The organism is Limnospira indica PCC 8005 (genome assembly GCF_000973065.1).
GTDB classification, from domain to species: domain Bacteria; phylum Cyanobacteriota; class Cyanobacteriia; order Cyanobacteriales; family Microcoleaceae; genus Limnospira; species Limnospira fusiformis.
This window is the reverse complement of record NZ_FO818640.1, coordinates 1289913-1305623: the sequence shown is the minus strand read 5'-3', so window position 1 is coordinate 1305623 and position 15711 is coordinate 1289913. Positions and strand designations below refer to the sequence as shown.

Annotated in this window: 16 protein-coding genes and 1 pseudogene; 6 read left to right on the top strand and 11 right to left on the bottom strand. The window is 44.5% G+C overall.

The annotated features are described in order from the left end of the window. Positions 1-269 precede the first annotated feature (269 nt). Positions 270-1337, bottom strand: a complete 1068-nt coding sequence (locus XZ46_RS05855) for a tocopherol cyclase family protein (protein ID WP_006621065.1) — start codon at positions 1335-1337, stop codon at positions 270-272. Between XZ46_RS05855 and XZ46_RS05850 the strand changes: the two genes are divergently transcribed. Continuing rightward, positions 1327-1905 carry an Npun_F5749 family FMN-dependent PPOX-type flavoprotein gene (locus tag XZ46_RS05850; RefSeq protein WP_008049036.1) on the top strand — a complete coding sequence of 193 codons (579 nt, stop codon included), beginning with the start codon at positions 1327-1329 and terminating at the stop codon, positions 1903-1905. The genes XZ46_RS05855 and XZ46_RS05850 overlap by 11 nt on opposite strands. On the opposite strand, the gene cysE is transcribed toward XZ46_RS05850, so the two are convergent. The 4 genes from cysE to XZ46_RS05830 form a co-directional block, all read right to left on the bottom strand. Continuing rightward, positions 1902-2687 (bottom strand): serine O-acetyltransferase, encoded by a 786-nt coding sequence (cysE, locus tag XZ46_RS05845; protein ID WP_006670809.1) that lies wholly within the window; start codon positions 2685-2687, stop codon positions 1902-1904. The two genes, XZ46_RS05850 and cysE, sit on opposite strands and share 4 nt — an antisense overlap. A 104-nt stretch (positions 2688-2791) precedes the next feature. After that, positions 2792-3091 carry a hypothetical protein gene (locus XZ46_RS05840; RefSeq protein WP_006621068.1) on the bottom strand — a complete coding sequence of 100 codons (300 nt, stop codon included), beginning with the start codon at positions 3089-3091 and terminating at the stop codon, positions 2792-2794. A gap of 19 nt (positions 3092-3110) precedes the next feature. Continuing rightward, a complete protein-coding gene (locus XZ46_RS05835) occupies positions 3111-3746 on the bottom strand; it encodes a hypothetical protein (protein WP_008049033.1) in 636 nt (211 codons plus the stop codon). 14 nt (positions 3747-3760) lie between these two features. Next, a complete protein-coding gene (locus tag XZ46_RS05830; protein ID WP_006621070.1) occupies positions 3761-3967 on the bottom strand; it encodes a hypothetical protein in 207 nt (68 codons plus the stop codon). Positions 3968-4283: 316 nt separating this feature from the next. Between XZ46_RS05830 and chlP the strand changes: the two genes are divergently transcribed. Beyond that, positions 4284-5504, top strand: a complete 1221-nt coding sequence (chlP, locus tag XZ46_RS05825; RefSeq protein ID WP_006621071.1) for a geranylgeranyl reductase — start codon at positions 4284-4286, stop codon at positions 5502-5504. 151 nt (positions 5505-5655) lie between these two features. Here chlP and coaBC read toward each other — a convergent pair whose 3' ends face one another. The 4 genes and pseudogenes from coaBC to XZ46_RS05810 all read right to left on the bottom strand — a co-directional run bounded on the left by coaBC (position 5656) and on the right by XZ46_RS05810 (position 8487). Further along, a complete protein-coding gene (gene coaBC, locus XZ46_RS05820) occupies positions 5656-6912 on the bottom strand; it encodes a bifunctional phosphopantothenoylcysteine decarboxylase/phosphopantothenate--cysteine ligase CoaBC (RefSeq protein ID WP_048894952.1) in 1257 nt (418 codons plus the stop codon). Positions 6913-7048: 136 nt separating this feature from the next. Further along, on the bottom strand, positions 7049-7261 hold the full coding sequence (gene isiD / locus XZ46_RS05815) for a protein IsiD (protein ID WP_006617626.1): 213 nt from the start codon (positions 7259-7261) through the stop codon (positions 7049-7051). 19 nt (positions 7262-7280) lie between these two features. Next, a pseudogene (locus tag XZ46_RS36110) lies at positions 7281-7677 on the bottom strand (zinc ribbon domain-containing protein); the annotation flags it as partial. Between the two features lie 186 nt (positions 7678-7863). Continuing rightward, complete coding sequence (locus XZ46_RS05810; protein WP_008053655.1) at positions 7864-8487, bottom strand: alpha/beta hydrolase; 624 nt, start codon at positions 8485-8487, stop codon at positions 7864-7866. A gap of 248 nt (positions 8488-8735) precedes the next feature. On the opposite strand from XZ46_RS05810, the gene XZ46_RS05805 reads away from it, so the two are divergent. From XZ46_RS05805 to XZ46_RS27670, 3 genes are all read left to right on the top strand, one after another. Further along, on the top strand, positions 8736-9890 hold the full coding sequence (locus tag XZ46_RS05805; protein ID WP_082113516.1) for a DUF262 domain-containing protein: 1155 nt from the start codon (positions 8736-8738) through the stop codon (positions 9888-9890). 3 nt (positions 9891-9893) lie between these two features. Beyond that, a complete protein-coding gene (locus XZ46_RS05800; RefSeq protein ID WP_008049020.1) occupies positions 9894-10607 on the top strand; it encodes an MAE_28990/MAE_18760 family HEPN-like nuclease in 714 nt (237 codons plus the stop codon). A 125-nt stretch (positions 10608-10732) separates the two neighbouring features. Continuing rightward, positions 10733-12097 (top strand): SGNH/GDSL hydrolase family protein, encoded by a 1365-nt coding sequence (locus XZ46_RS27670; RefSeq protein WP_008049018.1) that lies wholly within the window; start codon positions 10733-10735, stop codon positions 12095-12097. A 117-nt stretch (positions 12098-12214) separates the two neighbouring features. On the opposite strand, the gene XZ46_RS05785 is transcribed toward XZ46_RS27670, so the two are convergent. Further along, complete coding sequence (locus XZ46_RS05785) at positions 12215-13402, bottom strand: RNA-guided endonuclease InsQ/TnpB family protein (RefSeq protein ID WP_008049017.1); 1188 nt, start codon at positions 13400-13402, stop codon at positions 12215-12217. Between the two features lie 96 nt (positions 13403-13498). Further along, positions 13499-13666: a hypothetical protein gene (locus XZ46_RS35245; RefSeq protein ID WP_006621079.1), complete on the bottom strand. Its 168-nt coding sequence runs from the start codon at positions 13664-13666 to the stop codon at positions 13499-13501. An 18-nt stretch (positions 13667-13684) separates the two neighbouring features. Between XZ46_RS35245 and XZ46_RS05780 the strand changes: the two genes are divergently transcribed. Continuing rightward, positions 13685-15598: a thiamine pyrophosphate-binding protein gene (locus tag XZ46_RS05780; RefSeq protein ID WP_008049015.1), complete on the top strand. Its 1914-nt coding sequence runs from the start codon at positions 13685-13687 to the stop codon at positions 15596-15598. The last annotated feature ends 113 nt before the right edge of the window (positions 15599-15711 follow it).

The following is a 15711-nucleotide window of genomic DNA, read 5'->3' as shown; positions in this document are numbered from 1 at the left end:
GATTCTTGTGCTTATATGTTGATTTTTTAGACAATTTTAAAAAATTTGCCCGCCAAGTTAGCCCCAAGGGGTTGACAAAAGCCGGGGATTTCTGGTATTATATTGACATACTCTTACATAATTGGATATTTGCCAAAATAAAAAAACTGTCAATATTCCCATTATTTTATAATAGTAGCATGAGTCTCCCCAAAAAGCTACCCCCTCCCCCAAAAAATGATTTTTTTTTAACATTGCTTAATTTTTTGTTACAAAACTTAACATAACTATCAATGAACCCAGGTTTCATCCCAGGGACCACCTCCAGTTTCCAGGCCACAGAGGGAACTATGGGCTTCCAGAATTAAGCGTCCCTGTTGTCGGAGTTGTAGGGTTACTTCACCTTTCATAGTATCGCGACAGCAGAATTGCAAGCCATGATGAGTAGGGGCGCGTAGAGGAGTACCGGGGTAGGTAGTGGTAGCCTGGAGGGAAACTTGAAACCGTCCGTTGTCAGCTTGAATGTGCCAATCTCCCCAGGGTGCAATTTGCCAGTGAACTTGAGCATTCCAGGGGACAAACTCATAAAATTGACCGCGATAGTGAATACCGACCATAGCGACGGATTCGAGCCACCACAATACCGATCGCTTTCCGCCGCCTGCTGTGAGAGCCAAATCAGGAATATGGTCAAAACAGTTGCAGTTAACCCAAAACCACTTTCGAGGAAATGCGCCGCCCCAGTTTTTCTCACCGTAAGCGGGGGCGTTAGTAAACTGATAGAGTGTGCCATTCCAGTCAATCCAGCCAGTAGCCGAACCGTGAGCCATTAATATTTGCCATCCCGGTTCAAAAATCGGCAGAAATGATAGCCAGCCAGCGGTTGACTGTTGTTGTCCCCACCCATAAACGGGAGTGATAGTATATTCCCAACTACAGTTACGGGTTCCATCTTTGAGGCGACCTTGATGGTGGGTATCAGTTCCCTGATATCCTTGACGAATAAAGCGATCGAATAGTTGAGAGTCGAGATATCCGGGGGCAGATTTTAGGTCAGTGTCTCCCCAATGACCCAGAGCTAGGGTGTCGGTAGATGCCCAGAATTTATTGACATCAGGGAAAGTCCGACAGAGGTACTGGTCATCTGGTCCTAAAATTTGGGCAGCACCGCCGCTGTGGGGTTGTCCGCCGCTGGGGTCTTCAATGGAGTACATGAAGGCGAAAGTTTGACGGGGTTCGGGGAGAGTGACCCGATAATACCAGCCTTCAAAAAAACGGCGATCGCCGCCTTCCCAGTGATAACCATTGTGGGGGGTAGATAGAGCAGTAATGGGTTTCAAATCAAACATGGCAATCATAAAAACTCCTGTCTGGAGATTAGCGTTGGTGGCGGCTATGCACCGAAACCGTAGCCTTTCCTATTCCCGTTATTTACAGTTAGCGACGGTTCGCCTGGACGGACGACCGGCTAATCGGACGGTAGTATTTAGGGGGTTTATGACTAAGGGCGATCGCCTTAAATTTGTGACGGACACCCGCAGCCAAAAGGTGATAGAAATTGCCGAAAATCCTTGGGGTGAGGCTTGCTGGTATTTTCCGAAAACCCGAGAACAGTTCCGCATCTCTGGTCAGTTAACCATAGTAGAGTACGCAGAGCATCTATGTGATCAGAGTTGGCAGGAGTTATCAGAGGCAGCCAAAAGTCAATTTTTCTGGCCGGATCCTGGTCAACAGCGGCGCGACTCGGGCCACGCTAATTTTGACCCTCCCGACCCCATTCCCCAACAGCCACCCCCCAATTTTTCGGTCCTGCTGCTAACACCTGAGCGGGTGGATCATTTACAATTGCGCGGCGAGCCCCAGAATCGGACAATTTATGATGCTCAAAGTAATGGCACTTGGAAAGGGAAGGCGGTCAATCCTTAAATACCAGAACCGTCTAAAAATTCTTGGATGGCTCTGTTTTTAATCTGACAGCTAGAGCGCGTACCTTCAGAGGTAGTTAAGGTTTGATATTGTCCGTTATAGGTGCGGAAACCTGCTCCTACAGGGACTTTTTCCACCAACGCCACCCGTTCTTGCTGTAGGGATTCCATTTGCTGCTCTAGGGTTTCAATGCGATCTAGCAGAGTCCGAATGACTACGGCTTCTGAGTCAGGTAAACTGCCATGTTCAAGGGGGTTAACTTTGACACCGGAGCGGTAAACAATGCGACCAGGAACCCCTACTACTGTGCAGTTAGAGGGAACATCCCGCAAGACTACGGAACCCGCACCAATGCGAACATTATTACCAATTTGGAGATTACCGAGAACTTTGGCTCCGGCTCCGACGACTACATTTTCCCCTAGGGTGGGGTGACGTTTACCGCTTTCTTTACCTGTACCGCCGAGGGTTACGCCTTGGTAAATTAAGCAGAAGTCTCCGACAATGGCTGTTTCTCCAATGACTACACCCATACCATGATCGATGAAGACACCTTGACCTATGGTAGCCCCTGGGTGGATTTCAATGCCTGTAATAAATCGGGACAGGTGAGATATCAGACGGGGAATTAGGGGTAAACCGATACAGTACAACCAGTGAGCGAGACGGTGAAATAGCAACGCTTGCAGACCGGGGTAGCAGAACATGACTTCTAGCCAGTTCCGAGCGGCAGGGTCGCGATCGAAGATAATGCGAAAGTCGGCTCGAAGGGTCTTTAGCACAATCAATAACCAGTTTCTGTTAAACAAATTACTTATCTATGTTAACGGATGAGGGGCTAATACAAAAGTTTAAATGTCAGGATGTGATCAATTTTACCAGAAAGTTAGAATTTGGTAGATGGACACATACAGTAGTATAGGTTCATTATCGCCTCAAACGCCCAATGGTCGGGGGATACATCAGAAAAGGGAATTGGTAGCAGGTCAAAGCGTTTGGTAGCACAAGCATTTCTCAATGTGGCTTGGTCAATTTGAGCGATCGCTTTTGGTTGGTCCACTACAACAGGATTAACTGAACTGAGGGACTCACGGCTATTGTCGGTGGTTTCGGTGGTTTGGGCGGAAACGGGGGCGATCGCAGTTATTATCAATAAGCTGAGGGGGATTAACTCTTGTGCTTTCATCGGAAAATTTAAGCTCTCATTATGGGGCTATCTTCTTTAGTATAGCTGTTTTGATTCGGTTTATGGGGTGGTGAGTCTGCTTTCTGGTACGTTTAAGGATATGGTAGCTGTAGCCACCTGTATAGAGCAGGTTAACCAATAGGATTAGGGTTTGACCTAGGGGCGATCGCACTTGGGAAAATACTGTATAGCTTGACCATAATACTAACAGCAATTCCATTAGGGACACTAGGGAGCCATAATGTCGGGGGTCCCAGTAGGAAATTGGGCTGATAAAACGGTAGTTACTGAGCGGGAAAAAATGGCGATGGGCATCATCGTTATGAACAGGCAAATCTAATAAGTTATGCCAAATTATACTTATACACAAAACTTGAGCTATCAACCATCCCAACTTAAAGGCGATCGCCCAGGCTAAAATCGCCAAGGGGATAGAATGAAAAATAGCCACAATCCTTTGTATATGCTGGGAGTTATAAGCATCTGACCAGATTTGAGATTCTGGCATTTTGGCGATAAATTTTGCCCAACCGTAGAATACAAAGATGGGAATATCTGGTAAAATACCTCCTAAAACAATGAATAAATTAGCATCGGGTTGGCTGGAATTTGCCAATAAAGCCAGATTAATAATTGCGTGACTGGGGGTATTCATAACCAAAATTAATTTTAGGGAATCAGAGTCAGGCGACCATTTTGCACATAATCAAAAATGCGATTAATTTGATGGCGTTCTAAATCATTAATCTGAGTGTCTGACAAGATAATTGAGATTAATCCCAGATATTGGAGATAGGTCAGTTTCCCGGAAGTTAAGATTTGATTAATTAGTTGAGTAGGCGTTGTGGTTGAGTTTTGCTGATTATTCCAAGGCATAGTTTGGGCTTATTTACGGTTGAGTTAGGGATGGATAATTAATTTAGTCTGCCATTATCAATACTACCGGATTTTCCTGTCAATCATCAATTCCCACGATGCTTGTGGGTAAGGTTGGGGAGAGCCAATAAGTATAATTAACTATTGCTCATGGCTATGAAAGCGGCAAGTGAGAATGAAGTTGGAGTTTTGTAAAGTTATGTTAAGGTGTGTTGCAATACGTCACAAGTCTGAACAGAAACCTCCCCCTTGGCTGCAAGTTCGTGTTAGGATTTTGGCTTAGTAACTGACGAGATAAATTTTTGGGAGAAGACCTTTGACTCTACGGGTTGCTGTTGTCGGATCTGGTCCTGCGGGTTCATCCGCAGCCGAAACGCTAGTAAAAGCTGGAATTGAAACCTATTTATTCGAGCGCAAACTGGATAACGCCAAACCCTGTGGTGGTGCTATTCCTCTGTGTATGGTAAGTGAATTCGACCTGCCACCCGAAATCATTGATCGGCGGGTCAGAAAAATGAAAATGATTTCCCCCTCTAACCGTGAGGTGGATATCAATTTAGAAAATGAAAACGAATATATCGGAATGTGTCGTCGGGAGGTCCTCGACGGTTTCATGCGTGACCGTGCTGCTTCGTTGGGTGCTAACCTAATCAACGGTACTGTTCACAAATTAGAAATCCCCGCCAGCAGTGGCGAACCTTACACGATCCACTACAATGATCATTCTAGTGGTGATGCGGTAGGAACTGCCAAAACCCTGAAAGTAGATCTCGTCATTGGTGCTGATGGAGCTAACTCCCGTGTAGCCAAGGCTATTGACGCTGGGGATTATAATTATGCGATCGCCTTCCAAGAGCGGATTCGCATCCCGGCTGATAAAATGGCTTATTACGAAGATCGGGCGGAAATGTATGTAGGGAATGATGTTTCCCCGGACTTTTACGCTTGGGTGTTCCCGAAATATGATCACGTGGCGGTAGGAACCGGAACCATGAAGGTTAACCAAGCCATGATCAAAAAGCTGCAAGCTGGAATCCGTGCCCGCGCAGCCCATCGGATTGAAGGTGGTAAAATCATTAAAGTGGAAGCTCACCCAATTCCAGAACATCCCCGTCCTCGTCGGGTTGTGGGAAGGGTAGCCCTGGTGGGAGATGCAGCCGGAACCGTAACTAAGTCTTCTGGTGAAGGTATCTATTTTGCGGCTAAGTCTGGTCGTATGTGTGCTGAAACCATTGTGGAAACTTCCAACGCCGGTCAGCGTATCCCCACTGAAGATGATTTGAAACTGTATCTGAAACGCTGGGATAAACAGTATGGCATGACCTACCTAGTGCTGGATGTCCTGCAACGGGTATTCTACCGTTCTGATGCAAGTCGGGAAGCATTTGTAGAAATGTGTTCTGATCTCGATGTACAACGGATGACGTTTGACAGCTATCTGTATAAGACAGTTGTTCCGGCTAACCCGTTAGTACAAATGAAGATCACAGCCAAAACTGTGGGTAGTCTGCTACGCGGTCACGCCCTAGCGCCCTAGCGCCCTAACCTAGTTTAACCGAAAGTTACCGCCCCGCTCTCATCTCAAGAGACGGGGCTATCTTTTAGTTAAATATCTGACCAGCTATGGGCGGGTCAGGGGGGGTTATAAAGAATCTGTAATATAAAGGCGATCGCAGAACCCGCGGCTATTAGGTTATTGGTGAAAAATCAATGAAATCTAACAGGTGATGAGCTAATTGTAACTTAGTGCATCCGCTGATGTTCTGTTTTCTGCCATGGCGCGCGAGTAAGATAGCTTGGTTGGTGTCGCTACCAAAACCCGCCCCAGGTTGGTCAATGGGGTTAGCAACGATCGCATCTAAGTTTTTGCGCTGCAATTTTTCCCAAGCGGGGGCTAAAATATCTCCAGTTTGCGCCGCAAAGCCAACTAACTGCTGGTCGGGGCGTTTTTTTTGTGCCAATTGAGCGACAATATCGGGTACTGTTTCCAAGTCTAGTTGTTGAGGAAGCGATCGCTTAGGTAACTTTTCCGGGTGATAAGCCGTAGGTCGGACATCAGCGACCGCCGCCGCCATAATAGTCAGGTTGGCTGCGGGAAATAATGATAACATTGCCTCGGACATTTGCTGGGCGGTAGTCACACTAACTAAGGTAACCTCTGATAGAGTCTCCACCATCTCCAGATTATTCATGGGACCATGTACCATTGTCACCCGTGCGCCTCGGTGGACTGCGGCTTGAGCGATCGCTATTCCCATTTTACCAGTAGCGGGATTACCAATAAACCGCACCGGGTCTAAATGTTCGCGAGTTCCCCCGGCGGAAATCAGGACTTGTTTATTAGCGAGATCTCGATTTCCTTGGGTATGGAGTAGGGAATAAATATGGGCTAATATTTGTTGAGGTTCTGCCATACGTCCGGCTGCTGACACCTCAACTGATTGGCTGTCGGTATTATTAGGGGTATCGCAGGCGAGAATACCAGGAATGGGAGTAATGCTGTGAAAGCGACTATCTGTTAAAAGTAGTTGCCAATTTCGCGCCACCGCTGGCTGTTTCCACATTTCCCGGTTCATAGCTGGAACCAATAAAATCGGACAGGTGGAAGCCAAAACCGTATTAGTGAGCAAGTTATCCGCCATTCCGGTGGCTAGTTTACTGAGGGTATTGGCGGTTAGGGGTGCAATGACGAAAATATCAGCCCATTGTGCCAACTGAATATGAAGGGGGCGACCGTGGGTAGGCTGCCAAAAGTCGCGATCGCTATAACTGCGATCGCGCGATAAAGTAGCTAAAGTTAGGGGGGTAATAAATTGTTGAGCCGAGTCGGTGACGATGGTACGAACTTCCGCCCCCGTTTTTGCCAAAGTGGAAACCACCTCACAAATTTTGTAGGCGGCTATTCCACCAGTTACCCCAATTAAAATACGTCGCCGGTCGGACATAAAAGCTAATAGCTGTATTAGTGATATTTGGTAGGCGCAGAAACCGGGTTTCTCACTAACCGATTTTTCCAGAAACCCGGTTTCTATAATAGTCCCACCCTGGGGAAATTGTGGTTTTGGCGTATCCTAGAATTCTTTAGGCTTCGTCATAGGCTTCTAAATCCAATAAGTGAATATAAGGTTCAACCAATTCTGGACGCTGGAAAGCGATCGCTCTGAGTAAATGCCAATCCTGCAATCCCTCAAATGCGTTGCTGTAATTATCCACTTCCAAGCGGGAAGCTAACTGAGCCACATCATCTGCTGTCAATGCGGAAATCTTGGGCGAAGATTGAGTCAACATTTCCATCTCGCAATACCTGATACATTTACGCGACATTTTTCCGGTTGTTCCCGGACAATGCGACGATAGCACTATTACCCGTTAAGATAACAGAGGCGGTATCCCGCAAAGCTTTTAGAAAGATTCCAAAAGCACCGTTTCAGTCCCGTGGTAGAGTGAACCCGCACTCAGGACATCGGAACACTTTTGAGCCATCTAGCTGGGAATGGACATGACCACAGTGAGTACAGGTTTTGCTGGTGTATTCTTCGGTCACATCTACAACTGTGGTTCCAGTTATTTCCGCGCTTATGTCTCAGGGTTAGTTTGAATTGATAATGCGCCCATGTCAGCATGGCGCGGGCAGTCTTAGACCTGATTAGACGCTTCACCTTGGCAACCATATTGGAAGTCTCGAAGGTGGGCCAAAAAATCCGGCTGTGTTATGGGATGGCCAGGGATGCGATCCAATCAACCAAGGGGTTGAAGTCCTCACCGGGTAGTTATTTCGCCCATTTCAGCTCTATTTCATACCCGAAGGTCTCGCACCATACTTGGTATTATACCGTATTGCCGTAAAATGTTAACCTAATTTGAGATTAAATCATGCTCTCTTTTATATTAAAGGGTTAATGGTTGTTAGGCAGGGTTTTGATCACAAAACTTTGTATTAACCCCAAAATATCGGGACAAATCTCGTGACCCATGTTGTACTCATGATATTCCACCGTTGCCCCTAATTTCAGGAAACTGTCCCGCGCCTGGTGAGCCGCTCCGAGGGGGACGACCATATCTTGTTTACCGTGAGCCATTAAAATCGGCGGTAGGGGGGTCTGTTGGGGTTCTGGTTTAAAGTGTAAGTAGCCACTGAGTACAATCAGACCAGCGAAACCCATTGTCCGTCCGACATCAAAAGTCATGGCTCCCCCCTGGGAAAAACCGCCTAAAATCGTGCGCTGTGGTGGTATTCCAGTAGTTTGGGCGATCGCGTTTAACCAATCAATTAGTTTTTCCCGGCTTTCCTCAATTCCCTCATATTCCTGAGTTTCTAAGGCGTACCAAGCGCGACCCCCCGGAACTTGTGGGTGAGGAAAGGGAGCTTCTGGGAACTCAAACCAATAATTGGGTAATCTCAACATGGGAGCCAAAAAGGTCAGATCCTCACAATTCGCACCCCAACCATGCAGGAATATGATTAAACCTTCGGGATTTTCCGGGTTTTCTGATTTGACTGTATATGAGTGTAACGACATATTTAATTCTGACCTGTTGGTTTACTTATCGCTATCCTACATGACTTATAAAAAACACTCAAGCCATGGGGATATTTATCACTTAAATAATATCTGATATAGCCAGATATTTCCAGGCATAGCCGGGCGAGCTATATAGTCTACATCCATTGACAATTTAAAAAGTATGTGGTAAATTTCCAGGCAGTCCTAAATTACTGATAAACATAGTGGCAGTTTAACCCCGCAGTGCCAAAATCTGGCATTGGTTGCTAATCATTGATTATCTCTACCATGATGATACACCTATTTTAATTGTCAATATGTCGAATACAGAAGTTATTACTACCGCCAAAGTCGAGTCAGCCGAAAATCAGATTAGGGAAAACCAAAAGCGGATTGACTACAATACCCTTGAATATCCCATTGAGGTATTAGTGGATAAATATTTAACTGGAATTGATGAGGACACCAACGAAATATTTATACCTGACTACCAAAGAGAAATGGCTTGGGATGAGCAGCATCAGTCCAAATTTATTGAATCGATTTTTCTGGGTCTTCCAATTCCCTATATTTTCGTCGCTGATGTTTCCAAAGAAGAAGATGATCAAGATTACTCACGGTTAGAAATTATAGATGGAACCCAGAGAATACGAACCTTAGCTAGATTTATCCATAATCAACTTAAACTTTGTGAACTCCAAAAGTTAACCGCATTAAACGGGTTTCATTTTCGATATTTGTCTCCATCTCGTCAGCGACGATTTCTTAGAAATACTATTCGATTAATTAAATTAACTGAAGATGCTGATGAAGAAGTCCGCCGAGATTTGTTTGAACGGATTAACTCAGGAAGCATTGAACTTAACCAAATGGAAAAACGAAGAGGGAGTCAGCCAGGATTATTTTTAAACTTGATAGAAGAGTTATCAACGGAGCCAAAATTTATCAGCTTATGTGCTTTTTCGGAAGCATCTATCAAGAAACGTGATCCTCAAGAGTATGTTTTGAGATTCTTTGCTTTTTTAGAAAAATATAAATCTTTTTCGGGAAAGATTCATGATTTTTTAGACGACTACTTAAAGGAGAAAAATGAACAATTAAAGCAATCTCAAAATCCCACAGCAGAATTAGAGCGTATGCGCTATGAATTTATGTCAATGCTATCGGTAATAGAAACATACTTTCCTGAGAGTTTGCGAACAGGTAAACATAAAATTAGACCTATAACTCGCATCAAATTTGAGTCTCTATGTGTAGGTGTGGCTTTGGCTTTGCGTGAGCAAAAAGATTTAGTTCCCAAGTCTACAGACTTCTTGAAATCACAAGATTTTAATGAGTATACTAAAAGTGATGCTAGTAGTTCTGGTAATAAAGTTAGCCGTCGAATTGAGTATGTTCGTGACCAGGTTTTGGGTTAATCTATGGATAGTACATTATGGGCATATTTTAATAAACAGTCTGTAGAAGTTAGTCAATACTTTATGTTTCTTAAACGACTGGAGCAAAAAACCACGATGATAGACAATTATAAACTTTGTATTGGTGATATCAATGCCAGCACAATGATTCATAAATATGAACAAATTTATTTTAATACTGATATCGAAAAAACTCTCAAAGCCAATGGTTTTTTATTGCTATATAATTTGGTGGAGGGAACTATGAGGAGAGCCATTGAATATATATTTGATTACCTCGATACTCATCAAGTGAATTTTGATGTTTTGAGACGAGAGCTGAAGATAGTGATATTAAAGAATATCCAAAAGCGATCGCCTGCAAAAATTATAGATAAAATTGATAAAATCTCTCTGGATATTATCATTGAAACTTGGAATAATGATGATGTTTTTTCGGGAAATATAGACGCTAAAAAAATCAAAGATGTAGCCCAAACTTATGGTTTTTCGAGTAAAGTATCCCCTCGAAGAACCCAAAATAGTGAGGATTTATTGTCTATAAAGAATCATAGAAATGATTTAGCACATGGTTTAAAATCCTTTAATGATATAGGCAGAGATACCACGGCTAGAGAACTTTTTATCATTAAGAATAGAGTGATAATTTATCTACGACAAATTATCATCAATATCGAAAATTATTTAGCAAATCAAGAATATTTAAAAACCCCGTAAATTAACCCCAGGGTAAAATATCCTGCTATACTGTGTAAGATTTGACATCAGAGGAAGGGAATATGCTTTCTGATATTATTACCTAAAATCGCTTAGATCTGGGTCTCGGTACTTTTGGTGACGATGTGATCATTATCTCGGAGTTACCACCGGAACAGCTTACTCGTTTTAGCGCTTCTCCCCTGACGGAGGCGATCGCTCTTTTGGAGGGTGATGATTATATCATCAATGATGACCCAGAAGGGCGCATTTTGTTAGGAAACCAGGGTAATGATACTCTCATCGGTCATTCGGGTAATGATACCATCTATGGCGGTCAGGGTAATGATTTGATTATTGGTGGTTCTGGGAATAACATTTTATCAGGCGATCGCGGTTTAGACACCCTCACTGGTGGAGATGGAATTAATGAATTTATACTATCCCAGTCAAGTGCGGATCAGGATCTAATTACCGACTTTAAACCAGGTATTGATAAATTGCGCTTGTTTAGGGGAGCCACCTTTTCAGATTTAGACATTCAACAATCGGATTCATCCACTGTAATTGAGTTCAATGGTGAAACCTTAGTCACCCTCAATAATGTCTCGGCTAATTCGTTAACCATTGATGACTTTATCGAGGCTCTGCACTTCGAGGAAATCTATATATTTGGTGATAGTTTATCCGATACCGGAAACGCTTTTATCGCCTCGGAAGGACAAGTTTTAGCAGGATTACCCTACTTTCAAGGTCGCGCCTCTAATGGGTTATTATGGGTAGATTATTTGGGGGATAAACTGAGTTTAAATCCCGTCAATTTTAGCGAAAAATCTCCCTCAAATGAGGGGATTAATTTTGCCTTTTGTGGGGCTAATACTAGCGGTTTAAATACCACAGAACCGGGATTATTCCCGGGTTTGGAAAATCAATTACAGGCTTTTATTGCTCCTTTGTTAGCATCGGGTCAAACAGCTAATCCTAATGCCTTATATACCCTCTGGGTTGGCGCTAATGATTACTTAGCGGGACGACAGACTGATGGTACTATTCCGGTTAATAATTTAACTGAAGCTGTAACTTCTCTCTATCAGTTTGGGGCGCGGGATTTCCTGATGTTAAACTTACCACCATTAGGAGAATTACCAGTAGCGAGATTTAACCCCCTAGATCCCGTCGATCCAGTTAATTCTTTTGATGCGGAGGAACTGAACCGCCTCAGTGCAGAACATAATCAAGGTTTACGGGAAGCTGTAGACCAATTAAATCAAAACCTACCTGGTGCTAATGTGAGTTTATTTGATGTGGGTGGTTTATTTGAGGATGCGATCGCCAATCCTGAACAATTTGGATTAACCAACGTTACCGACAGTAGTATATCATTTATATTAGGAACCATTGCTGATAATCCAGAGCAGTATTTATTCTGGGATATCCTACACCCCACCACCACCACTCATCAAATTATCGCCAGTGATGTCTATGAGCAACTGCTGATAGATTATCAGTAACTTTCCGATTTCCGCCTCACCCTAACCTCTTGGTGATTTAGCGCCAGTATCCCTACCCCCTATATCTTGTTCAATTGCTTGACACTCCCCGGCGTGAACGCACGGGGATTCTTTGTTCTACGACACGACTTGCTGATGCAGGATTTCTCCAACAACAGTAGAGGACTTGTCTCCCAAAGCGTTGCTCGGCACACCGAAAGTTCCGGTATGCCCTACCGTACTCAATCCTCGACTCCGAATATTTCTAGCTGCGTTTTCATCCCTATCCATTGAGCAACCACACTTACAAACGTGCGTTCTTGTGGATAGCGTTTTCGTCACAATTGCACCGCAGTTAGAGCATTCTTGGCTAGTGTATTGCGGATTTACCGCAACCGTTACTCTTTCAAAAACTTTAGCAAAGTATTCAAGCCAGACACGGAACTGATACCAAGAAGCGTCGTTGATAGACTTAGCTAAACAATGATTCTGCACCATATTTTTAATTCTCAAATCTTCGTAGGCTATCAAGTCGTTTGACTGAACTACGCACCTTGCCAACTTCACAGCATGGTCTTTACGTTGCCTACTTATTTGGAGATAGTGTTTACCTAGAATCTGTCTAGCTTTGCCTCTGTTTTTTGAACCTTTAACCTTCTTCGATACGCGACGGTGACTACGTTTTAAGAGACGTTCGCCTTTTCTCAGGAATTTAGGATTTTCAACGGTGACTCCGTTTGAATCGGTGTAATACTCTTTCAGTCCAACGTCTAAGCCAATGGTATTGCCTGTCGGCGCTGTGTTTTCTTTCCTGTCAACGTTAATACAGAATTGAACGTACACACCATCAGCACGTTTCACCAGTCTTACCCGTTGGCTCTGGCTGACTTGGTCAAAGTGTAAATCGCGTGTACCTTTGATTTTGAGTTTACCAATTCCTTTTTGATCTGTGAAAGTTATTGATTTTCTGTCGTCTGCAAGTTTCCACCCGGTTGATTTATATTCAACTGAGCGACAATCTTTCTGAAACTTCGGATACTCCTTTTTACCGGGAATCTTCTTCTTGCAGTTTTCATAGAATCGAGAGATAGCTGACCAAGCTCTTTCCGCACTGGCTTGTCTCCCTTGAGAATTGAGTTCGTCGGCAAATGGAAAAGTTGCTGCCAGCACCGCACAGTATTTGTTCAAATCGTACTTATTCTTTTGAGGATTATCCATCCAATAGCGCCAACAGCTATTGCGAAAAAACTGTGCTGTACGAATTGCCTCAGCTACTGCAATGAACTGACTTGGTTTTCCGTAGGTTTTGAACTCAAAAACTAGCATGGGTTTACTTCCTATCTTATACTAACGCCATCAGCACAAAATATTCGATATTGCCACAAAAATTTACAATTAAAGCCGTCCTAGAAGGACGGGGTTTTAGACCCAGTTTCTTGATAACAGACACCCCGTCAAACATAGGCGGGATAATTTGGGACTTTTTTGGGAAATGTGGAGAGTAAGTGCTGAAGTGGGGCCGAAATGTGAAACAATCAAATCAAGGCGATCGCAGTCCTTAGCAACCACGATCGCCCATGAAGTTGACATATCTAAACTGGAATACTCATGACTGTTGCTCAAGCCGTCTTCCCCATTGACTTGGGAGCCTACCAATACCTGAAACTTGACCCAGCCAATAGCACCCTAACCGACGAACAACGAAAGGCCCTGAAAGCTAATATTGAACTGGTCAGAGATGCGATCGTTTTCTTCACCGCCACTGGCGCAGCGCGCGGAGTTGGCGGACACACAGGGGGACCCTACGACACCGCCCCAGAAGTAATGATCCTTGATGCCTTATTTCGCGGTTCCCCCGATAAATTCGTCCCTATCTTCTTTGACGAAGCCGGACACCGGGTGGCTACCCAATATTTAATGTCCGTACTCGAAGGCTCTATGCCCGCCGAACAGCTCCTGAGCTATCGCGCCGCACATTCCAAACTACCCGGACACCCCGAATTAGGACTCACCCCCGGCGTAAAATTTAGCTCCGGTCGTCTCGGTCATATGTGGCCTTACGTCAACGGCGTAGCCATGGCTAACCCCAATAAAACCCTTTTCTGTCTGGGTTCCGATGGTTCTCAACAGGAAGGAAATGATGCTGAAGCCGCTCGTCTGGCTGTCTCCCAACAGCTTAACGTTAAACTGATTATTGATGATAACGATGTCACCATCGCCGGACACCCTTCTGATTATATTCCTGGCTACACAGTCGCCCAAACCCTTATCGGTCACGGTCTGAAAGTCCTAGAGGGAGATGGAGAAGATATTGATAGCCTCTATGGTCTGATCTGCCAAGCTATTAATACAGATGGTCCCGTCGCCGTGATTAACCGTCGGAAAATGTGTGTCGGAATTGAAGGTCTCGAAGGTTCCCCCCACGGTCATGATGTCATTTCAGTCAAGGCGGCGATCGCTTATTTGGAAGCCAAAGGTCGCACCGAAGCGGTTAAATATCTCCAAGGTATCCAAGCACCTAAACAAAACTACACCTTCATCGGTTCTAGTGACGATCTCGGTTCCAACCGTAACGTCTTTGGGGATGCCGTCGTTTCCGTTCTCGCTACCATGACAGATAGCGATCGTCAAGAAAAAGTCCTTTGTGTCGATAGCGATTTAGAAGGCTCCTGTGGTCTACAAAAAATCCGCACCGCCTACCCAGAAATCTTTATCAAAGGCGGTATTATGGAGCGCGGTAACTTCTCCGCCGCCGCCGGGTTTGGTATGGAAAAAGGCAAACAGGGGATTTTCGGCACCTTTAGCGCCTTCTTAGAAATGTGCATTTCCGAAATCACTATGGCGCGCCTGAATTACTCCAACGTCCTCTGTCACTTCTCCCATAGCGGCATTGACGACATGGCTGATAATACCTGCCATTTCGGAATTAATAATATGTTCGCCGACAATGGCTTAGATGACGGTTACGAAACTCGTTTGTATTTCCCCGCCGACGCTAACCAGATGAAAGCCTGTGTCGAAGCCGTATTTTTTGACCCCGGACTCCGCTTTATCTTCTCTACCCGTTCCAAAGTTCCCTATATTCTCAACAGTGACGGAAATCATTTCTTTGGCCACGGCTACAAGTTCATCCCTGGTAAAGATGAGGTCATTCGCGAGGGTACTGCTGGTTATATTGTCAGCTTTGGCGATAGTTTGTACCGTTCCTTAGATGCTGTCGATCGCCTCAAACAAGAAGGTATTGATGTCGGGTTAATTAATAAATCTACCCTCAATGTCGTTGATGAAGATATGTTAGCCAAAATCGGAAACGCTCCCTTTGTCATGGTCGTCGAAGCCTTTAACCGTCGCACTGGACTCGGTAGCCGTTTTGGTTCCTGGTTGCTAGAACGTGGCTATACTCCTAAATACGCCTATCTTGCTACTCACAAGGAAGGTTGTGGCGGTCTCTGGGAACAGTTCCCTCATCAGGGTATTGACCCCAACGGTATTATGACCAAGGTTAAGGAATTAGTCCGTTAGTCACCAAACAACCTTTTTTCTGGTTAAAAAATATAGGGCGGGTTGATCAAGTTGATCAACCCGCCTTCCTGTAGAGTCTATGCAGTAGAGAATCTGAAGCTAACCGTTACTGC